Origin of the sequence: Kutzneria chonburiensis (genome assembly GCF_028622115.1) — a bacterium.
GTDB lineage: Bacteria > Actinomycetota > Actinomycetes > Mycobacteriales > Pseudonocardiaceae > Kutzneria > Kutzneria chonburiensis.
Genome location: NZ_CP097263.1, coordinates 9,235,885 through 9,255,272, shown reverse-complemented (window position 1 = coordinate 9,255,272; position 19,388 = coordinate 9,235,885). Strand labels below are relative to the sequence as shown.

General features: G+C 70.2%; 22 protein-coding genes and 1 riboswitch. Of the genes, 12 read left to right on the top strand and 10 right to left on the bottom strand.

What is annotated here, in order from left to right; all coding sequences use genetic code 11:
* Window positions 1–36 precede the first annotated feature (36 nt).
* The 5 genes from M3Q35_RS43005 to M3Q35_RS42985 are packed head-to-tail and all read right to left on the bottom strand — an operon-like array spanning window position 37 to window position 5,325.
* Window positions 37–372 carry an STAS domain-containing protein gene (locus M3Q35_RS43005; RefSeq protein WP_273938340.1) on the bottom strand — a complete coding sequence of 112 codons (336 nt, stop codon included), beginning with the start codon at window positions 370–372 and terminating at the stop codon, window positions 37–39.
* Between the two features lie 29 nt (window positions 373–401).
* Complete coding sequence (locus tag M3Q35_RS43000) at window positions 402–2,219, bottom strand: AGE family epimerase/isomerase (protein WP_273938339.1); 1,818 nt, start codon at window positions 2,217–2,219, stop codon at window positions 402–404.
* A complete protein-coding gene (locus M3Q35_RS42995; RefSeq protein WP_273938338.1) occupies window positions 2,209–2,874 on the bottom strand; it encodes a DJ-1/PfpI family protein in 666 nt (221 codons plus the stop codon). Before M3Q35_RS42995 ends, M3Q35_RS43000 begins: the two co-directional genes overlap by 11 nt.
* Window positions 2,875–2,888: 14 nt before the next feature.
* Window positions 2,889–4,493, bottom strand: coding sequence for a thiamine pyrophosphate-binding protein (locus M3Q35_RS42990; protein WP_273938337.1), 1,605 nt, complete (start codon window positions 4,491–4,493; stop codon window positions 2,889–2,891).
* Between the two features lie 7 nt (window positions 4,494–4,500).
* Window positions 4,501–5,325, bottom strand: a complete 825-nt coding sequence (locus M3Q35_RS42985) for a type 1 glutamine amidotransferase domain-containing protein (protein ID WP_273938336.1) — start codon at window positions 5,323–5,325, stop codon at window positions 4,501–4,503.
* Between the two features lie 202 nt (window positions 5,326–5,527).
* On the opposite strand from M3Q35_RS42985, the gene M3Q35_RS42980 reads away from it, so the two are divergent.
* Window positions 5,528–7,162 carry an FAD-dependent oxidoreductase gene (locus M3Q35_RS42980; RefSeq protein WP_273938335.1) on the top strand — a complete coding sequence of 545 codons (1,635 nt, stop codon included), beginning with the start codon at window positions 5,528–5,530 and terminating at the stop codon, window positions 7,160–7,162.
* 21 nt (window positions 7,163–7,183) lie between these two features.
* On the opposite strand, the gene M3Q35_RS42975 is transcribed toward M3Q35_RS42980, so the two are convergent.
* Window positions 7,184–7,750, bottom strand: a complete 567-nt coding sequence (locus M3Q35_RS42975) for a TetR/AcrR family transcriptional regulator (protein ID WP_273938334.1) — start codon at window positions 7,748–7,750, stop codon at window positions 7,184–7,186.
* Window positions 7,751–7,793: 43 nt separating this feature from the next.
* Here M3Q35_RS42975 and M3Q35_RS42970 point away from each other — a divergent pair, with 43 nt between their 5' ends.
* The 4 genes from M3Q35_RS42970 to M3Q35_RS42955 all read left to right on the top strand — a co-directional run bounded on the left by M3Q35_RS42970 (window position 7,794) and on the right by M3Q35_RS42955 (window position 10,853).
* The gene (locus tag M3Q35_RS42970; protein ID WP_273938333.1) at window positions 7,794–8,561 is read left to right on the top strand and encodes an SDR family oxidoreductase; all 768 of its coding nucleotides are present in this window, start codon (window positions 7,794–7,796) and stop codon (window positions 8,559–8,561) included.
* An 11-nt stretch (window positions 8,562–8,572) separates the two neighbouring features.
* The gene (locus tag M3Q35_RS42965; RefSeq protein WP_273938332.1) at window positions 8,573–9,643 is read left to right on the top strand and encodes an NAD(P)H-dependent amine dehydrogenase family protein; all 1,071 of its coding nucleotides are present in this window, start codon (window positions 8,573–8,575) and stop codon (window positions 9,641–9,643) included.
* Between the two features lie 76 nt (window positions 9,644–9,719).
* Entirely contained in the window at window positions 9,720–10,169 is a 450-nt protein-coding gene (locus tag M3Q35_RS42960) for a P-loop nucleotide/nucleoside kinase family protein (RefSeq protein WP_273938331.1), read from the top strand.
* Between the two features lie 23 nt (window positions 10,170–10,192).
* Window positions 10,193–10,308, top strand: a riboswitch (SAM riboswitch).
* A 17-nt stretch (window positions 10,309–10,325) separates the two neighbouring features.
* Window positions 10,326–10,853 carry a GNAT family N-acetyltransferase gene (locus M3Q35_RS42955; RefSeq protein ID WP_273938330.1) on the top strand — a complete coding sequence of 176 codons (528 nt, stop codon included), beginning with the start codon at window positions 10,326–10,328 and terminating at the stop codon, window positions 10,851–10,853.
* Here the strand turns inward: M3Q35_RS42955 and M3Q35_RS42950 are convergent.
* Window positions 10,838–12,094, bottom strand: a complete 1,257-nt coding sequence (locus tag M3Q35_RS42950; RefSeq protein ID WP_273938329.1) for a serine hydrolase domain-containing protein — start codon at window positions 12,092–12,094, stop codon at window positions 10,838–10,840. The two genes, M3Q35_RS42955 and M3Q35_RS42950, sit on opposite strands and share 16 nt — an antisense overlap.
* 2 nt (window positions 12,095–12,096) lie before the next feature.
* Entirely contained in the window at window positions 12,097–12,453 is a 357-nt protein-coding gene (locus M3Q35_RS42945; protein WP_273938328.1) for an arsenate reductase family protein, read from the bottom strand.
* Between the two features lie 31 nt (window positions 12,454–12,484).
* Between M3Q35_RS42945 and M3Q35_RS42940 the strand changes: the two genes are divergently transcribed.
* On the top strand, window positions 12,485–13,654 hold the full coding sequence (locus tag M3Q35_RS42940; protein ID WP_273938327.1) for a cytochrome P450: 1,170 nt from the start codon (window positions 12,485–12,487) through the stop codon (window positions 13,652–13,654).
* Window positions 13,651–13,995 (top strand): MmcQ/YjbR family DNA-binding protein, encoded by a 345-nt coding sequence (locus M3Q35_RS42935; RefSeq protein WP_273938326.1) that lies wholly within the window; start codon window positions 13,651–13,653, stop codon window positions 13,993–13,995. The genes M3Q35_RS42940 and M3Q35_RS42935 overlap by 4 nt, the downstream gene beginning before the upstream one ends.
* Here M3Q35_RS42935 and M3Q35_RS42930 read toward each other — a convergent pair.
* Both M3Q35_RS42930 and M3Q35_RS42925 read right to left on the bottom strand, forming a co-directional pair.
* Window positions 13,981–14,274 (bottom strand): hypothetical protein, encoded by a 294-nt coding sequence (locus M3Q35_RS42930; RefSeq protein WP_273938325.1) that lies wholly within the window; start codon window positions 14,272–14,274, stop codon window positions 13,981–13,983. The two genes, M3Q35_RS42935 and M3Q35_RS42930, sit on opposite strands and share 15 nt — an antisense overlap.
* A gap of 78 nt (window positions 14,275–14,352) precedes the next feature.
* Complete coding sequence (locus M3Q35_RS42925) at window positions 14,353–15,018, bottom strand: CDP-alcohol phosphatidyltransferase family protein (RefSeq protein WP_273938324.1); 666 nt, start codon at window positions 15,016–15,018, stop codon at window positions 14,353–14,355.
* A gap of 103 nt (window positions 15,019–15,121) precedes the next feature.
* Here M3Q35_RS42925 and M3Q35_RS42920 point away from each other — a divergent pair, with 103 nt between their 5' ends.
* From M3Q35_RS42920 to M3Q35_RS42900, 5 genes are read left to right on the top strand one after another with little or no spacing between them, the layout of a single operon-like run.
* A complete protein-coding gene (locus M3Q35_RS42920; protein ID WP_273938323.1) occupies window positions 15,122–16,105 on the top strand; it encodes a zinc-dependent alcohol dehydrogenase in 984 nt (327 codons plus the stop codon).
* A 2-nt stretch (window positions 16,106–16,107) separates the two neighbouring features.
* Complete coding sequence (locus tag M3Q35_RS42915; protein ID WP_273944693.1) at window positions 16,108–16,506, top strand: 6-pyruvoyl trahydropterin synthase family protein; 399 nt, start codon at window positions 16,108–16,110, stop codon at window positions 16,504–16,506.
* On the top strand, window positions 16,503–17,561 hold the full coding sequence (locus tag M3Q35_RS42910) for a glycosyltransferase family 4 protein (RefSeq protein ID WP_273938322.1): 1,059 nt from the start codon (window positions 16,503–16,505) through the stop codon (window positions 17,559–17,561). The genes M3Q35_RS42915 and M3Q35_RS42910 overlap by 4 nt, the downstream gene beginning before the upstream one ends.
* A complete protein-coding gene (locus tag M3Q35_RS42905) occupies window positions 17,489–18,334 on the top strand; it encodes an SAM-dependent methyltransferase (protein WP_273938321.1) in 846 nt (281 codons plus the stop codon). The genes M3Q35_RS42910 and M3Q35_RS42905 overlap by 73 nt, the downstream gene beginning before the upstream one ends.
* Window positions 18,331–19,344 carry a lysylphosphatidylglycerol synthase transmembrane domain-containing protein gene (locus tag M3Q35_RS42900; RefSeq protein ID WP_273938320.1) on the top strand — a complete coding sequence of 338 codons (1,014 nt, stop codon included), beginning with the start codon at window positions 18,331–18,333 and terminating at the stop codon, window positions 19,342–19,344. The genes M3Q35_RS42905 and M3Q35_RS42900 overlap by 4 nt, the downstream gene beginning before the upstream one ends.
* Window positions 19,345–19,388 lie beyond the last annotated feature (44 nt).

The following is a 19,388-nucleotide window of genomic DNA, read 5'->3' as shown; positions in this document are numbered from 1 at the left end:
GAGACACTGCGTTGAATGGTTCGCTCGCAAGCTCGCTCACGCCGCCAGGACCTCCACACCCTCGTCCACGGAACCGGCGACGGTGAAGAAGGCCAGGAACCCGGTCGCGGCCATCACCGCCTTCACCTCGTTCGAGATGCCCGACACCATCACCCGCGTGCCCATCTGCTGGCACAGCCGGTACACCAGCAGCAGCACCCGCAAGCCGGCGCTGGACATGTACGTGGTGCGACTCAGGTCGAGCAGCACCATGCCGTGCACCGGGACCAGCTCGTCGAGACCCTGCTGGACCCTCGGCGCGGTCGTGCTGTCCAGCTCCCCGTTCAGCGCGATCACGGTGACCGGGCCGCGCATCTGCTTCTCCAGTTCCATGTCCACCACTCCAGCCGCAGCGCTCTCGCTTATCGGTTCTCTAAAGGAGACAGGTGCGCCCGCACCACCACGTCCTGGGTGGAGTCGGGCAATGACACCGTCATCGCCACCGGGTCGAAGTCGCCGTACGGACGGCCATCCACCTCGACCCATTCCAGCCGCACCCGACCGGGCGGCAGCGCGTCCGGCGCCACCCGCAGCACCCGGTCCTTGAAGCCGTCCGGCCGGGGCCGGAACCACAGCGTCAGCGGCTGGTTGTGCAGCAGCAGCCGGCCGTACACGGTGGCCAGGAAAGCCAGCTCCGACGCGTGGTACATGCTCATCGAGTGGCTGCCCTTGAGCCGCTCGGTGCCCAACAGGTACGGCATTCCGTCGGCCAGCACGTTGAAGTACACGCCGCCCTCGTCGTGGTCGAGGAAGTAGGCGTTGTAGAACGACGACGCCTCCCGAGCGTGGCGCAGGAACTCCTCGTCGCCGGTGTTGCCGGCCAGGATGAGGTAGGCGAGGATCGCCTGCTCCTGCTGCCACCAGGCCTTGCGGTCGTGCCAGGTGAAGCGCGGGACGCTCTCGCCGTCCCGGATGACCCGCTCCACCACGTCGTACCAGCCGCCGCGGCGGGTGTCGCTGCCGATGGCCGGCATGCTCCGGCCCAGCTGCTCGGCCAGGTCGCGGTAGGACTGCTTGGGCCGGATGGCGTTCATCCGCATCAGGTTCCAGGCGATCTTCAGGTTGTGCCCGACCACCGCCCGGTTCTGCTGCCAGCCGTACTCCTGGTCGGCCGACCAGTCGGCGTGGAACCGCTCCTGCACGAAGGGACTGTCCTTGGCCGGGAAGTGCTCGGTGATCAGGTCGAAGGTCTCCTCGAGCATGTCGGCGTGCCGCTTGTCCCCGGTGGCCAGGAACAGGTTGATCAGGTACGCCGGGGCGTGGTCGCCGACCGAGTTCCAGTTCTTGCGGGACCGGTTGGGGCCAAGCGACTCGTGGTGCGGGCTGAGCAGGATCGGGTCGATGTGCGAGAAGTAGCCGCCCCGCTCCGGGTCGTGGAAGAACTTGTGGAACAGGCGAAGCGTGCCGTCGATGTCCTCGGCGATGCGCGGGTCGCCGGTGACGCGGAAGGTCTGCGTCGGGCCGACCAGCGCGTAGATCTGCTCGTACGCCGGCAGCGCGTCGTAGTCGTCGCCGAACTCCGAGGTGAACAGCTTCGTCTCGACGCCGTCACGCACATCGACGCCGTGGTACCAGTAGACGACGTCGTCGTCGCGGTCAACGAACCGCATGTGCGCGCGCAGGTACTCGGTGCCCTTCTCGGCCACGCCGAGGAAGTCCTCGTTGCCGGTCAGCATGTAGGCCGAGGCCATGCCGTAGACCAGCCGCGAGATGGTGTCGGTCTCCTGCACGTGGTGGTCGCTCTTGTCGCCGCCCAGCCGCAGGGTCGTGCGGTAGTCGGCGTAGTCGACCGGGTTCTTCTTGCCGAACTGGGCGCGGCGGTAGAACTTGGCCAGCTCGTCGAGCTGCGCCGCCCACCAGCCCTGCTCCTCGAAGTTGTACTCGCCGGGGCGGCGGCCGAGGAAGGTCAGGTGCTTGGCCTCGAACCGCCCGCCCGGATAGCCGATGCCGCGCACGTGCACGTGCCGGCCCGGCACCAGCATCTCCCGCACGTGCGAGGTGGCGTCGATCGACGGCGCACCGAGGTTGCGCAGGAACTCGGCGTTGGTCAGCGCGCCCATGTCGGCCCGCACCGCCTTGCCGTCGCTGGTGCGCAGGTCGAGCAGCGCGCGTTCGTGGTCGTAGCCGGTGACGTAGCCGGCGACCGTGTCGGAGAAGGTGAAGTCCAGCTCAGCGGACATGACGCACTCCCTGCAGTGCCGGCCTCGGCCCGCGGTCCCACGAGCGGCGGTGGTCGGTGCGCGCGACGACGAGGTCGATCAGCGTGCGGGCGAACAGATGGCAGTGCCCGGCGCTGCGGCCGGTGATCAGGTCGTTGTCCACGACGACGTCCTGGTCGGTGTAGCGGGCGCCCATGTTGCGGACGTCCCCGATGAGGTTGTTGTGGCAGGTGAGCCTGCGGTCCTTGACCACCTCGGGGATGGGCGACACCAGCCACATGCCGTGGCAGATGATGCCCTTGAGGATGGTCGGCACGGCGAACGCGCGCCGCAGCAGCTGCACCGCGGGCGCCAGCTCCCGCACGTCCTCGGTGTAGCGCAACCGGTCGGACACCATGCCACCCGGCACGATCAGCGCGTCGTAGCCGTGCAGCTGCTCGTCGGTCACGGCCTCCAGGTCGCCGCTGACCGACATCGGCGCCTGGTACTCGTGGCCGAAGAAGGTCATCGACTCCTGCCCCCACAGCCGGGTGAGCAGGTCGACGTGTGCGCCCTCCTCCGCGAACCGCCTTTCGTAGTAGGCGATTTCCGGCTCGACGTAGTCGCTTTCCATCAGGATCGCGATGTTGCGTCCGACCAGCCGCCCGGTGTCGGCGACGGGTACCGAGATCGTCATTCGTCCGCCTCCTCTCAGGCCGTCACGAGGTCGATGAGGAACGGGCCGTCGTGGTCGAGCATCCGCTGCACCGCGGCCGCCACCTGCTCCGGCTTGTCCACCCGCATCGCCGGCACCCCGAGGCTTTCCGCCAACCCGACGAAGCCGATCTCCGGCTCGGCCAGGTCGAAGCCGCTGGGGTGCACGTGCTGGGCGATGTCGCGTTCCGCGAAGTAGCGGTCGATGTTGTCGTCCAGCAGCTGGTACCGGTGGTTGTTGCAGATCACGAACTTGGCCGCGACGTTGTGCCGCGCGGCCGTCCACAGCGCCTGGATGGTGTACATGCTGCCGCCGTCGCCGGTGAAGCCGACGACCGGCGCGTCCGGCCGGGCCAGCTTCGCCCCGATGGCGCCGGGAATCCCGATGCCGAGTGAGCCGCCGCGGGTGGCGAAGTACGTGCCGGGCAGCCGCCGCGGCAGGTGCGCGGTGAGGTGCGGCGACGCCGTCAGCGCTTCGTCGATCACGATCAGGTCGTCGCCGGTCTGGTTGTGCAGCTCGGCCGCGAAGACCGCCATCATCGGGCTGTCCGCGGTCACTTCGGGCCGCGGCACCTGGTCGAAGATGCCGCGGGCCCGACCGGCCTCGGCCAGGCCGTCGGCGATGGCCGCCAGCGTCGGCCTCGGGTCGGCGGCCAGCGCGATGTCCACCGGGTGGTTCTTGGCGATCTCGTAGTCGTCCAGGTCGATGTGCACGACCTTGGCGCCCGGCGGGAACGGGTTGCCCAGCGCCGGGAAGACCTCCGAGAACACGTACGTGCCGACGATCAGCACCGCGTCCACATCGGACAGTCGGCGGGCGCTGTCCTCGCCGAACATGTGCCCCGTGTTGCCCTTGTACAGCGGGTGCCGGGGATCCATGTTGAGCTCGGAGTTGTCTACGCCGTACACCGGCGCGTCCAGCATCTCGGCCACCGCGGTCAGCTGCTCCTGCGCGCCGGACACCGAAACCCCGTCGCCCATCAGGACAATCGGGTTGCGCGCGGCGGCCAGCAGCTCGACCGCCTCGGCGATGTCGGCCGCCGCCGGCGTGACCGTCCTGTTGGGAATGACGGTCGGCAGTGCCGCCTCGGCCGTGAGCTCGTCGAGCACGTCCATCGGCAGCGCGACGAACACCGGCCCGCGGGGCGGCGTCATCGCGATCTTCACGGCCCGGCGCAGCACCCGCAGCACCGAGGACGGGTCGATCACCCTGGTCGCGTACTTGGTCACCGGCTTGGCCATGGCGACCAGGTCGGCGGCCATCTGGGCGTCCATCGCGTCGTAGCGGACACCAGCCTCGCCGGCGACGACCACGAGCGGCGAATGCCCCCGCTTGGCCTGGTAGAGCATGCCGATCCCGTTGCCCAGTCCCACGCCCGAGTGCAGCTGCACCAGGGCGGGGCGGGCGCCGGCACGGGCGAAGCCGTCCGCGATGCCGATCGCGACGGTCTCCTGCAACGCCAGCACGTAGTCGAAATCCGGCACCGATTCCAGCACGTCGAGGAAGCCCTGCTCGACCGTGCCGGGATTGCCGAACATCGTGGTGATGCCGTCGGCGGTGAACTGCTCGAAGACGGCGACCTTGCCGGGCCGTGGAGTCATCGCCGGCTCACCAGCCGTACCGGGTCAGCCCCGACTCCAGCACCTCGACCAGCTTCTCGCCGGCCAGGAAGGAGTCCGGAGTGGACCGTGCGGTGATGAACGGGTAGTCCACGATCACCGAGGTCTCGTGGCCGACGTTGCCGTGGTAGCGCCCGTTCGGGCCGGTGGCGTCGCGCAGGATGTACTCCAGCGGGTACGGCGGCGGGCCCATGTTGAACTCGACGCCGATGAAGCCGGTGCCGTCCTTGTAGTCGTACTCCTTGCAGTGACCGGTGACGTGCTTGCCGTCGATGATGCTGTCCCGGTCCTCCCAGCTGCGGGCGAAGGCAAGGCAGGCAACGCCGTAGCACTCGGCCACCACCGGCTTGCCGGCGCGGACGAAGGCCAGGATCAGCTCGTGCACCCGGCCGTTGTTGGCCAGGTCCACGATCGGGCCGGAGCCGCCGACGATCACCATCGCGTCGAACGAGCGCAGGTCCTCGGCCACGTCGTCCAGCTCGCGGTAGTAGGCCTCGATCTTGCGCAGGAAGTTGTTCTCGCTGTTGTACGGCCGTTCCGGCACCCACTCGGCCAGGCTGACCGGCTCGTCGAGCCGGCCGGACCCGTCCAGCGCGACGACCGAGGCCGCCACTTCCGGCGTGGTCACCGAACGACCCAGTGGCGGGTCGATGTAGCCGGGGTCGACGCTGGGCGGCAGCGGCACCGGCCGCTTGCCGTTCGGCGTGGCGAACACGACCTGGTATCCCTGTTCGTCGCAGGCCGCCAGCGGACCGACCAGTTCCTCGCCCCAGTATCCGTATTCGGACAGGATGAAGAGGATCTTCTTGGACATGGGTGTGCTCCCCACTCGATCGTTCTTCTCGCATCGCAGTCAACCTCTCGAGTGATTGCCGAACAACACAACCACCGCTACTTCCGCGACTTGACGCAGCCACGGGCACAACAGTCGTGCGACTGCGTCAGGTCAGCGCGCGTCGAGCAGGCCTCGGCGGGGACGATTGGCCGGCCAAGTCCGCGCGGCATTGGAGACTGCCATGCCTGAACGACACCGCCCGGTGGTGCTCGCGGTCGACGACGATCCGCATGTGCTGCGCGCGATCCGACGCGACCTGAGCCGGCAGTACCAGGACCGCTACCGGGTCATGGCGGTCGACTCGCCGGCCGAGGCGCTGCGGGTGCTGGAAGCCGTGCGCAAGCGGGGCGAGGAACCCGCGCTGCTGCTGGCCGATCAGCGCATGCCGGAGATGAACGGCGTCGACTACCTGGCCCGCACGCTGGAGCTGTTCCCCCGCGCGCGGCGGGTGCTGCTGACCGCGTACGCCGACACCAAGGCGGCCATCGACGCGATCAACCAGGTGCGGCTGGACCACTACCTGGTCAAGCCGTGGGAACCGCCGCAGGAGCGGCTGTATCCGGTGCTGGACGAGCTGCTCGAGGACTGGCAGCGCACGTATCTGCCGCCGTACGACGGGATCCGTGTGGTCGGGCACCGGTCGGCGCCGGCAACGCACCGGGTGCGGGACCTGCTGACCCGGCTGCACCAGCCGTTCCGTTTCGTTGACGTGGAACGGGATCCGGCCGTCGCGGTGGACGGCCCGTTGCCGGCTGTGCTGCTGCCGGACGGCAAGGTGCTGCCCCGGCCGTCCGACCGTGATCTGGTGGAAGCCTTGGAGCTCAGCGGTCGTGAGTTCCGGGAGCACTACGACCTGGCCATCGTGGGCGGTGGGCCGGCCGGTCTGGCCGCGTCCGTGTACGGCTCCTCCGAGGGTCTGTCCACGCTGCTGGTCGAGTCGTACGTGCCGGGCGGGCAGGCGGGGACGTCCAGTCGGATCGAGAACTACCTCGGTTTCCCGTCGGGCGTCAGCGGGGCGGAGCTGATCCGTCGCGCGGTCACGCAGGCACGGCGGTTCGGCACCGAACTACTGGCCCCCGCCAGCGTTTGCGGCCTGCGCACGTCCGGACGGGCCCGCGTGCTGACGCTGTCCGACGGCCGGGAGATCAGTGCCAGCACGGTGTTGCTCTCCCCCGGCCTGCGCTACAACCGGCTCACCGCCGAGGGGGCGGACCGCTTCGAGGGCGCCGGCGTCTACTACGGCGCCACCACGTCCGAGACCGCATCCTGTGTGGGGCAACATGTTTTCGTCGTCGGCGGCGCGAACTCGGCCGGGCAGGCGGCGGTGCACTTCGCCCGGCACGCGCAGCAGGTCAGCCTGGTGATCCGCGGCGACCGGCTGGACAAGGGCATGTCCCAGTACCTGGTGGACGAGATCACCGCGGCGGCCAACATCGAGGTGCGGCTGAACACCGAGATCGTCGCGGCCGACGGGGACGAACAGCTGGCCGGCGTGACGCTGCTGGACAGCTCGACCGGCGTGAAGTCGACGCATGACACCGAGTACGTCTTCACGTTCATCGGGGCGCGGCCCAACACCGACTGGCTGTCGACGTGCATCGCCTTGGACGGCAACGGATTCATCCTCACCGGCCCGGACGTGCCGGTCGGGCCGAGCTGGGATCTGCCGCGGCTGCCGCTGCTGCTGGAGACGAGCGTGCCGGGCGTGTTCGCGGCCGGCGACGCGCGGGCGAACTCGATGAAGCGGATCGCCTCCAGCGCGGGCGAGGGCGCGATGGCCGTCGCCCTCGTGCACCGCTACCGGGCCGAGAGCTGAGGCGCGGCACGGTTCGTGCGGTCACAGGGGTCGCGGGCGCACCATCTCGGGCAGCCGGTCGACCACCGTCGCCGAGCCGCCGAGCAGCGACGTGACCATGCACGAGCCGATCACCAGCACCATCAGCGCCTGCGCGTCGGCCACGGCGTCGTCGCTGCCCTCGGCGTGCAGCAGCTCCTCCAGCGAGACCCGGCCGGGCACGCCGAACTCCCGCCACAGGGCCGATTGCAGCTCCGGGTGGTCCCGCAGCGAGGCCAGCAGGCCGGGCAGCGCGGCCCGCACCTCGGGCCGGTTGAACAACTCCGCGGTGTAGGCGAAGGACCCGCGCACCCACTCGCCGGAGTCGGTCGAGGCCAGCACCGGCGTCGGCTCCTCCGACCAGGCGAACACCGCCTCGAACACCAGGTGGGTCTTGGACGGCCAGCGCCGGTAGAGCGCCGGCCGGCCGACGCCGGCCCGCTCGGCGATGGCCACCATGGACAGCCGGTCCCAGCCGACCTCGACCAGCAGCTCACGCGCGGCCAGCAGGGCCGCGTCGTCGATCGCCCGGTCCCGGGGGCGGCCCCTGGGCCGCTCGGACTGCTCCATTCCCGTCATTGTGAATAACGTAACACGCTGTTACGTTAATTGGGTGGTCCTCGACGGCAAGACAGTGATCGTGTCCGGGGTCGGCGCCGGTCTCGGCCGGCAGACCGCGCTCGCGGCGGCCCGCGACGGCGCCAACGTCGTCCTCGGCGCGCGGACGGAAGACAACCTGAAGGCCGTGGCCGAGGAGATCGGGCCGCGGGCGGCGTACGCCGTCACCAACATCACCTCGGCCGACGACTGCGACGGCCTGGTGGCGGTGGCCATGGAGCGGTTCGGCGCGGTCGACGCGGTAATCCACGTGGCCGCCCGCGACCGCGTGTTCGGCGGGCTCGAAGGCGCCGACCTCGACCTGTGGCGCAAGGTGTTGGACGTCAACGTCATCGGCACCATGCGGCTCACCCAGGCCGCGCTGCCGGCGCTGTCCGTGCGCGGCGGCGCGATCGTGATCATCGGCACCCAGGCCGCGTTCAGCCCGACGCTGCCGCAGGCCGCCTACGCCACGTCCAAGGGCGCGCTGCACGCCGCCATGTTCTCGCTGGCCCAGGAGCTGGGGCCGCGCAAGATCCGGGTCAACTCGGTGGTGCCGGGCTGGATGCTGGGGCCCAACGTCGAGATGTACATCCAGTGGATCGCGGCCAGCCGGAACGTGCCCGAGGACGAGGTCAAGGCCGAGCTGGCGGCCAAGGCCGCGCTCAACGCGATCGCCGAGGACACCGATGTGGCCGAGGCGGCCGTGTTCTTCGCGTCCGACCGGGCCCGCATGCTGACCGGGCAGACGCTGTTCGTCAACGGTGGCGAGTACTTCCGCTGAGGGGAAAAGCTATGGCGCACAAGGTGATCGTCTGGGGCACCGGCGTGGTCGGCAAGCTCGTGATCCGGGAACTGCTCGACCATCCCGAGTTCTCGCTGGCCGCCGTGATCGTGCACGACCCGGCCAAGGACGGCGTGGACGCCGGGGTGCTGATCGGCGGTGCTCCGGTCGGGGTTGTCGCCACCACCGATGTGCGGTCCGCTTTGGACACCGAGGCCGACGCCGTCGCGTATTTCGGCCCCACCGCGGAGTTCGCGCTGGAGAACATCCAGAACATGGTGCTGGCGCTGCGATCCGGCAAGCACGTCGTGTCCACGTCCATGACTCCCCTGGTGTATCCGGATGTCTGCCCGCCCGAGCTCCGGGCCGCGCTGGAGCAGGCGTGCGCCGAGTCCGGCAGGGCGTGCTTCACCACCGGCATCGATCCCGGCTTCGCCAACGACCTGTTTCCGTTGACACTGCTGGGAGTCTGCGGCCGGGTCGACAGCGTGCGGATCCAGGAGCTGGTGGACTACGCCAGCTACGCCGGCGACTACAGCAAGGTCATGGGCTTCAGCCTGCCGCTGTCCGCACAGGCCGTGCTGGAGATCCCGCAGGTCCTCATCTTCGCCTGGGGCCACACCATTCCCATGATCGCCGATGCCGTCGGTGTCAAGCTCGACCGCATCGACACCGTCTACGAGAAGTGGCCCGCGCCTTCCCGTATCGAGTACCAGCACGGCGTCATCGAGGAGGGCCACTGCGCCGCCGTGCGCTTCGAGATCCGCGGTTGGGTCGGCGACGAGCCTCGTATCGTCATCGAGCACGTCAACCGCATCACCAACGCCGCTGCCCCCGAGTGGGCCCGGGCCGCGTCGGTGGAGAACGACGCCTACCGCATCATCGTCAAGGGCAGCCCCGAGATCACCCAGGAGACCGCTTTCCGCCACGAGGTCGACGGCGATCCCGTCAGCGGCGGCTGCCTGGCCACCGGGATGCGCGCCGTCAACGCCATCCCGTATCTCGACGCCCTGCCGGCCCGTTTGGTGTCAGCTCTGGATCTCCCCCTGATCCCCGGCCGCGGCACCATCCGCCAGGCCTGACGTCAGCAGTGCCGCCGGCCGGCCACCAAGATCGTCCTTCCCTGCATCCGCTGGCGCGGGCTGGCAGGATCCGGGTGTGAGGGTATCGCTGATCATCGTCTGCGGGCTGCCGGGGAGCGGCAAGACCACGCACGCCCGTCGGCTGGCGGCGGAGCGTGGCGGGGTTCGGCTCTCGCCCGACGACTGGATGGACGCATTGCGCGTGAACCTGTGGGACACGGCGATGCGGGCACGGGTGGAGGCGCTGCAATGGGTGCTGGCCAAGGACATGCTCCGGGCCGGCGTGACCGTCGTGATCGAATGGGGCACGTGGAGCCGGGCCGAGCGGGACACGGTGCGGATCGAGGCGCGGGAACTCGGCGCGTCGGTGGAGTTGGTGTACCTGGACGTGCCGGTCGACGAGCTGTGGCGGCGGATTCAGGAGCGGGGCCGGGAGGATCCGCCGATCACGCGGGCCGACCTCGAGGTCTGGAGCCGCGACTTCGAGCGGCCGACCGAGGAGGAAATGGGGCTGTACGACGGCTAGGCGGCTGCTAGGCTGCGAAGCAAGGTCATGAGTGCCAGCGTCAAGCCCCGGCTCGCTGGCCGGCAACCCTGGCGTTGGCGGGCGGGGTGCTCCGGGTGATGACCGGGCTCGGCGCACCGGCGTCGGGCAAGCCGCGAGCCAAGGAGCTGTGGACCCATGACCGTGTTCCGACCGGCCGAAGTCGAGGACGCCGACCGGATCGCCGAGCTGCATGCCGATAGCTGGCAGCGGTTCTACCGCGGCGCGTACGCGGATTCCTTTCTGGACGGCGATGTGGTGGCCAATCGTCGCGAGGTGTGGTCGGCCCGGCTCGCGTCTCCGGCCGGCAGCGCAACCGTTGTCGCGGAACAGGATGATCTACTGGTGGGCTTCGTGCACGTCATCTTCGACGCCGATCCGAAGTGGGGCAGTCTGGTCGACAACCTGCACGTCAGGCACGATCAACGCGGCTCTGGCCTGGGCCGCCGACTGCTGTGCCTCGCGGCCGAGGCCGTGGGATCTAGGCCTTTGTACCTGTGGGTGTTGGAGCAGAACGTTGCCGCGCAAGGATTCTACCGGGCGTACGGCGGCATTTCGGTTGAGACGGCGCCGGTGTCACCGCCCGGCGGGGATCCGACTCGGCTCAACGGCAGTCCTTTGATGCTGCGCATGGTGTGGCCTGAAGCCGATCAGGCGATCCGGTAGGCGGCGGATCCGTTGTGCAGGAACTGGGCCCGGCCGTTGCCGTCGTCGCCGATGAGTGAGAGCACCTGGTGGCCGTCGAATGTCGGCTCGACGGTGATGACAGCTTTGTCGGTCAGGCGGACGACTTCGACGCGGTTCTCCGGCTTTCCGTTGCGTGGCCGGTAAGTGAGGAAAGTGCGGCCGTTCTCGACGGCGAGCGTGATGTCGTGCAGGGTGGTGCGATAGGTCCCGCCCATGCGCTCCACGTCGATCGGCGTGGGGTTGGCCGGCGGCACGGGCAACGGATCCGTCTCGACGCCGGTGAGATCGTGCAGCACCTGCGCGAAGATCTCGTAGGCCAGGGGTGCGCCGCCGGCGCTGTTCGTCAACACCGCCACGGCCACACCGGCCGAGGGGGCGACCCGGAGGAACGCCTTCTGTCCCTTGGAAACGCCGGTGTGGCCGACGATTCCGTCCCGGTAGCGCATCCAGCCCAGCCCCCAGCCCACTTGACCGCCACCGAAGTCCGGGACCTCGTCGAGCTGGGTTTCGCGCAGTGCGGCCAGGTTCGGGTCGGTCAGGTGCATGCGAACGAACTCCAGCAGTTCGCGGGCGCTGATCGCCAGGTGCGAGCCGCTGGGCGTGCAGTGATAGCGAACGGCCCAGCTCGTCGTGGGCTCTCCGCCGTCGAAGTGGCCGACGGCCGCGCGGTGCAAGATCGCCTCGTACGGGTCGACGGCGACCGTCCTCAGGCCGAGCGGCGTCGCGATACGCTCGCGCAGCACGTCGTGAAAACGCTGACCGCGTAATACTTCCACCAGCCGCCCGAGCGTCGCGAAGCCGCTGTTGGAGTACGAGAAGACCGTGCCCGGCGGGAACGGATGGTCGACATCGGCCAGCGTGTCGACGAACTTCTCGATCGCGTCGTCGCCACGGCCGGTGTCGACGAAGTGGTTGGCGTCCATGCCACTCGTGTGGGTGAGCAGCTGCCGAACCGTGAACTTTCCGAGGCCGGGCCGGTAGTCGCTCACCGGCCGGTCCAGCTCCAGCAGACCCTCGTCCATCAACTGCTGAACCAGTGTGGCCGTCCAGAGCTTGGTGATCGACCCGATCTTGAAGATCGAGTCGGTGGTGGCCTCGACCCGGGTGTGCCGGCTCAGCACACCCGCCGCGTCGTCCTCGATCCGGCCGTCGGCCAGCACCGCCACCTGCGCCCCGGGCACGTCGTGCCGGGCGATGAGCTCCCCCAGGCTCCAGCCCATCGTCAGTCCAGCACCGAGCGGACGGCTTCCTCGGTGCGGCCGACCACGGCCGGACCGTCGTCGGCGGTGATGATGGGGCGCTGGATCAGGATCGGGTTCCCGGCCAGCGCGGTGATCCACTGAGCGCGGGTGGCGTCGGTCCGTTCCCACGTCTTGAGAGCGAGCTCCTTGGCCACGGCCTCGCCGGTACGCGCGATGTCCCACGGCTCCAGCCCGAGCCGGTCGAGCACGGCCGCGAGCTCGGCCTCGGTGGGCGGGTCCTCCAGATAGCGGCGCACGGTGTAGTCGGCGCCGGCCTCGTCCAGGATCGACAGCGCGGACCGGCACTTGGAGCAGGCGGGGTTGATCCAGATTTCCACCCGGCCAGCTTACGGCTGGTAGCTTCGGGCCATGTCCCCACTCGCGGCCGGATACCCGATCGGCGCGGCGGCGTCGGTCGAGCAGCTCACCGCGGACCCGCACGCGCTGCTGGCCCGCCTGCGCGCGGCCGAGCCGGTGTCGTGGCTGCCGGCGTTGAACGGCTGGCTGGTGACGCGGCACGACCTGGCGCTCCAGGTGATGAAGGACGCGGCGACGTTCACCGTCGACGACCCTCGCTTCTCGACCGCGCAGGTGGTCGGCCCGTCGATGCTCTCCCTGGACGCCGACGAGCATGCCCGGCACCGGGCGCCGTTCTCCCGTCAGTTCCGGCCGCGGGAGATCGAGGACCGGTTCGGCGATTTCGTACGGGCGGAGTGCGGTCGGCTGGTCGACGGCTTCGTCGCGACCGGTCGGGCCGAGCTGCGGCGGGCGTTGGCCGGCCCGCTGGCCGTCGCCGTGATGGCCGACGCGCTGGGCCTGGACAGCACCGACGCGAAACGCGTGCTGGCCTGGTACGACGCCATCGTGTCCGCGGTGGCCGAGATCTCCGCCGGCCACGCACCGGACCAGCCAGATCCCTTGGGTGCGCAAGCCTTTGGCGAGCTGCGCGCGCACATCGAGGGCTCGGCCGCCAAACCCTCGCTGCTGGCCGAGGCCGCCCAGGCGCTGGCCCTGCCCGAGGTGGTGTCCAACGCGGCCGTGCTGATGTTCGGCGGCATCGAGACCACCGAGGGCATGATCGCCAACCTGTTGCTGCACCTGCTGACCAATCCGTCCCAAATGGACGTTGTCCGCGCCGATCCGTCCCGGATCCCTGACGCCGTCGAGGAATCACTGCGCCTGGAGCCAGCCGCCGCGGTCGTCGACCGCTACGCGACTCGCGACGTCGAGCTGGCCGGGGCAACTATCGCCCGCGGCGATCTCGTCACCGTGTCGCTGACCGCCGCCAACCGGGATCCGGCCCTGTTCGACCGCCCGGACGATTTCGACCTGCTGCGGCCGAATCTCCGCCACCAGCTGGCTTTCGCCCGTGGGCCGCACTTCTGCCTCGGCATCGACCTCGCCCGGTTGGAGACCCGGGTCGCCGTCGAGACCGTCCTGGACCGCCTGCCCGGGCTCGCGCTCACCGACGCCGCCACCCCCGCCGGCCTCGTGTTCCGCAAGCCCGACGCCGTGCACGTGCGGTGGGACGCCCCGTGACGCCCGCCGAGGTTGCCGCCTTCGCCCTCCAGTTCCCCCAGGTCACCGAGGAGAATCCCTTCGGGCCGGGCCTGGACGTCTACAAGGTCGAGGGCAAGGTGTTCGCCATCCTCGCCCCCGCCAACCCTTCCGTCTCGCTCAAGTGCGAGCCCGGCCTGGCCATGCACCTGCGCCAGCAGTTCGAGGCCGTCACGCCCGGCTACCACCTGAACAAGAAGCACTGGAACACCGTGCGCCTCGACGGCGACGTGCCGCCCGACCAGCTCGAGGAGATGATCGAGCACTCCTACGAGTGCGTGGTCGCCGGCCTGCCCAAGGCAGTCCGGCTACGCCTTCGGTAGCCGGGTCGACACCATGCGCACCGAGCGCAGGATGTGCTCGGGGATCTCCTCGTTGCGGGTCATCGACACCGTCAGCCCCCAGGCCATCAGGAAACCCAGCAGCCCCAACGCGAGGCCCGAGATGCCGAGGACAAGGCCGACCAGCCACATGAGGTGCCGCAGCGGACTGATCAGCAGCAGGATGGGCGTCGTCACCAGCGCGGCGACGACGTAGCCGGCCGAGCCGGCCTGGTCCATCTTCATCACCACGTGCAGCAGGCGGTGTCTCCGGGTGGTCATGGTGCTCGCCTCCTCTTCCCGTCACCGACGACGCTAGGCGTGTCGGCGCGGCAAGGCGATTACCCGCCGGGTAACGGCCTACCGGTTGCGCCACAACCAGATGACGTCCCGGCCGAACGACCACACCAGCGACGCCAGCGCGATCCCCACCACGGCAAGGGAAGCGACGACCGGCAGCAGACCGGAAGCGGCGACCACGAGCAGCACGCCCTGCGCGGCGGCGACGGTCTTGCGGGCGAAGCTGGGCGGCAGCGCGCCCTTCAGCCACGGCGCGACCCAACTGGCGGCGACGAAGGCGTACCGCATCCCGCCGATGATCAGCACCCACGGCCCGAGCGACGCGGCGACGAACACACTGAGCACCAGGATCAGGAAGGCGTCGACCTCCATGTCGAACCGCGCCCCGACCGCGGTGGCGGTCCCGGTCCGCCGGGCCACCTGCCCGTCGACGCCGTCGAGGATCAACGCCACCACGGACAGCGCCACGATGGCGGCCGTCGCCGGACCGTGCATGAGGCCGTCGGCCACCAGCGCGGTGACCCCACCGACCAAAGTGGCCCGGAACAGCGTGACCCAGTTGGCCTGACCGAACGTCCTGGCCCGCGATCGGTGCAGGGCATAACCGAGGGTTGCGCACGTCACCACCGCGCAGGCGGACCCGGCGGCCAGCGCGCTCGGTCCGATCCGCAACGCCGCCCAGAGCAGGGTCAGCAGCAGCACCTGCGCGCCGAGCCCAGCGACCACGCCGGGTGTCGCTGTCGATACGTGCCGAATATGAGTGGTCACCGCGCGCCTCCACGTCCTCACGCCTCGGTCAGAACACGTCCGCTGTGATAGAAGGGTTCAAATGGACCTGACCGCACACGCGTTCTGGCTGCTACGTCCGGGCGAAGGCGAGCTCCGCCCGGTGCGGCTGACCCCACCCGGCCCCGGCGAGGTGCTGGTCAGAACGCTCTTCTCCGGGGTGAGCCGGGGCACCGAGACCCTGGTGTTCCACGGCGCCGTGCCGGCAAACCAGCACGACCTGATGCGGGCCCCGTTCCAGGAGGGCGAGTTCCCCGCCCCGGTGAAATACGGCTACCTCAACGTCGGTGTGGTCGAGGCGGGCGAACCGGGCCTGGTCGGGCGGACCGTGTTCAGCCTCTATCCCCACCAGACACGGTACGTCGTGCCGGCCACGGCGGTGACCGTCGTGCCGGATTCGGTGCCGGCCGAGCGCGCGGTGCTGGCCGGCACAGTGGAGACGGCGGTCAACGCGGTGTGGGACGCCGCTCCCCTGCTCGGCGACCGGATCGCGGTCATCGGCGCCGGCATGGTCGGCAGCTCGGTCGCCGCGGTGCTGGCCAAGTTCCCCGGCGTACGGGTGCAGCTGGTCGATGTCGACAAATCGCGGGCGGCGGTGGCCTCGGCGCTGGGCGTGGAGTTCGTGACGCCGGAGGAGGCGGCCGACGGCTGCGACCTCGTCGTGCACGCCAGCGCCACCCCGGCCGGCCTGACCCGGGCGCTGGAGCTGCTCACGCCGGAGGGCACCGTCGTCGAGCTGTCCTGGTACGGCGACAAGCAGGTCAGCGTGCCGCTCGGCGAGTTCTTCCACTCCCGGCGGCTGGTCGTGCGCAGCAGCCAGGTCGGCACCATCCCGGCGGCCCGCCGCGGCCGGCACACCTTCGCCAGCCGTCTCGCGCTGTCGCTGGACCTGCTGGCCGATCCGGTCTTCGACGCCCTCATCACCGGCTCGAGCGAGTTCGCCGACCTGCCGTCGGTCATGCCGCGGCTGGCCGACGGCCGGCTGCCGGCGCTGTGTCACCGCATCGTTTACCCGTCAGGAGGATGACCTTGTTCAGCATCACCGTCCGCGACCACATCATGGTCGCGCACAGTTTCAAGGGCGAGGTGTTCGGGCCGGCCCAGCGCCTGCACGGGGCGACGTTCGTGGTCGACGCGACCTTCAAGCGGGCCGAGCTGGACGACGACAACATCGTGGTGGACATCGGCCTGGCGAGCCAGCAGCTGGGCGAGCTACTCGGCGAGCTGAACTACCGCAATCTGGACGAGGAGCCGGACTTCGCCGGCATCAACACCTCGACCGAGTTCCTGGCCAAGGTCATCGCCGACCGGCTGGCCGAGCGGACCAAGGCCGGCGCGCTCGGGCCTTCGGCCGGCGGGCTGTCCGGCATCGCGGTCACGCTGCACGAGTCGCACAACGCCTGGGCCAGCTACGAACGGTCCCTGTGAGGGTTCACCTGGTCTGGCCGGCCGGGATCGCCGACCTCGCCGCGCCCAGCGGCGGCAATGTCTACGACCGGCGGGTCAGCGCCGGCCTGTCGTCGCTGGGCTGGGATGTGCACGAGATCCTGGCCGGCGGCGACTGGCCGCGTCCTGACGCGGCGGCGCTGGCAGAGTTGCGGACGGCGCTCGACCACCTCGACTCCGGCGAACTGGTGCTTTTTGACGGTTTGGTCGCGTGTGGCATTCCAGAGATAGTCGTGCCGGCTGCTCGTCGGTTGCGGGTCGTCGTGCTGGTCCACCTCAGATTGGCGGCCGAGACCGGTCTTGCAAACGACGTCCGCGATGAACTCGACCGCCGCGAACGAAAAGTCCTGCATTCCGCACACGCGGTCGTCGCCACCAGCCCCTGGGCCGCCAGTGAACTGGCTTCACACCATAACCTGTCGGTGAACCTAGTTCACAGCGCCGATCCCGGTGTCGACAGTTCACCGCTGGCCCGGGGCACGGACGGCGCCTCGCAGCTGCTCTGCGTCGCGTCGGTGACCCCGCGCAAGGGCCACGACCTGCTGATCGATGCGCTGTCCACGATCAACGACCTGGACTGGCGCCTGGTGTGTGTCGGCGCACTGGAACAGGCGCCGGCTCACTTGAGCCAATTTCAAAACGACTCCAGAATCGAGTTCGTGGGCCCGCTGCACGGCCCGGCTCTGGAACAGCGCTACGACGCCGCCGACCTGTTCGTGCTCGCGTCCCGCGCCGAGACCTACGGCATGGTCGTGACCGAGGCACTCGCCCGCGGTATCCCCGTGCTGACCACCGATGTCGACCCGCTGCCGCAGACCGTCGGCCGGGCGCCGGACGGCGGCGTGCCCGGGCTGCTCGTCCCCGCGACCGGGCTCGCGACCGCGCTCCGGAACTGGCTCACGGATGCTGACCTGCGGGAACGACTCCGGAAGGCGGCTCGGGACCGGCGTGACATGCTGCACGGGTGGGAGCACACGACGAACCGACTGGCCGCAGTGTTGACGCAGGCGACGCGGAGTTCACCCCCGAGTGGCTGACGCTGCGGGAGCCGGTGGACGCCGCCGCCCGCTCCGGTGAGCTGGTCGACCGGCTGGTGCGGCTGTTCGCCGGCCGGGACCGGCTCGTCATCCGCGATCTGGGCTGCGGAACCGGCTCGCTGGGCCGCTGGCTGAGCCCGCTGCTGCCGAATCCGCAGCACTGGATCATGCAGGACCGTGAACCAGATCTGCTGGGGCACGTGTATATGGATGTGCCCTCTACCGCTCCTGTCACGGTCGAGACCCGGCTGGGCGACCTCGGCGGCGTCACCGCCGAGGACCTCGCCGGCACCTCGCTGGTGACCGCATCCGCGCTGCTCGACATCCTCACCACCGAGGAAGTCGACCGGCTCGCCGCCGCCTGTGCCGGCGCCGGTGTGCCCGCGCTGTTCACGCTTTCGGTGCTCGGCGAGGTCGAGCTGTCCCCCGCCGACCCGCTCGACGCCGAGATCACCGCGGCGTTCAACGAGCACCAGCGCCGCGTCCAGGACGGTCGACGGCTGCTCGGCCCGGACGCCCCGGCCGCGGTCGTCGAGTCGTTCCGCAAGTTCGGCGTCGACGTGCGGGTGGCCCAGAGCCCGTGGCAGCTGGGGGCCGCGAACCCCGAGCTGACCGTCGAGTGGCTGCGTGGCTGGGTCGGCGCGGCCGTCGAGCAGCGCCCGGAGCTGGCCGCCGAGGCCGCGAGCTACCTGCGCCAGCGGCTGGACGCCGTCGACGCGGGTCGGCTGAGCGGCACGGTCGGGCACGTGGACGTCTTGGCGGTGCCGGCATGATGCGGGCGATCTGGCCGTGGCTGAAGATCGTCGCCGGGGCGGCCATCATCGGCATCCTGTTCTGGCGGCTGGGCACCGGCGCCTTCGTGGACGGCCTGCGTGAGATCAACCTCCTGGGTATCGCCGCCGCGCTCGGCATCGGCTTCCTGACCACGCTGTTCAGCGCGTGGCGCTGGTGCATCGTCGCCGACCGCCTCGGGCTGAAGCTGTCGCTGCGCACCGCTGTGGCCGACTACTACCGGGCGCTGTTCATCAACGCGGTGCTGCCCGGCGGCGTGCTGGGTGACGTGCACCGGGCCGTGCAGAACGGTCACGACACCGGTGACGTCGGCCGGGGCGTGCGGGCCGTCGTGCTGGAGCGGACCGGCGGGCAGCTGGCCATCCTTGCCGTCGGTGTCGGCGTGCTGCTGACCGATCCGACGCTGATCGGCCAGGTCATCGGGGACCTCGTGCCGCCGCAGGCGGCGATCGCGCTCGGCGTGCTGGCCGTCATCGCGGCGGTCGTCGTGCTGGCCACGTCCTCCCGTCTGCCCCGCTGGCGCGAGGCGCTGGCCCGCACGCTGGTCGACATCCGCCGCAGCCTGCTGAGCAGCCGCTCGTGGCCGGCCGTCGTGCTGCTGTCGGCGGCCACGCTGGCCGGGCACCTGTCGCTGTTCATCGTCGCCGCGCGGTCGGCCGGCTCGACCGCGTCGGTCGGCCAGCTGCTGCCGCTGCTGGTGCTGGCCCTGATCGCCATGGGCCTGCCGCTGAACGTGGGCGGCTGGGGTCCGCGCGAGGGCGTCGCCGCGCTGGCGTTCGCCGCTGCCGGGCTCGGCGCCACGCAGGGTGTCACCACCGCCGTGGTCTACGGCGTGCTGACGTTGATCTCCGCGCTGCCCGGCGCCGCCGTGCTCGTGCTGCGGCGCGTGCATCGGCCGATCGCCCCGGCCCCGCTGGAACGGGTCCCGGAGCCGGTCACGGTGCGGGCCGAGCCGATGGTTCGCCGGAAGGTGCAGCCGCAGGCCGCCTGAGTGGGCAGTGCAGATCTCACGAACAGGTGGACCGAGGTGGCGGC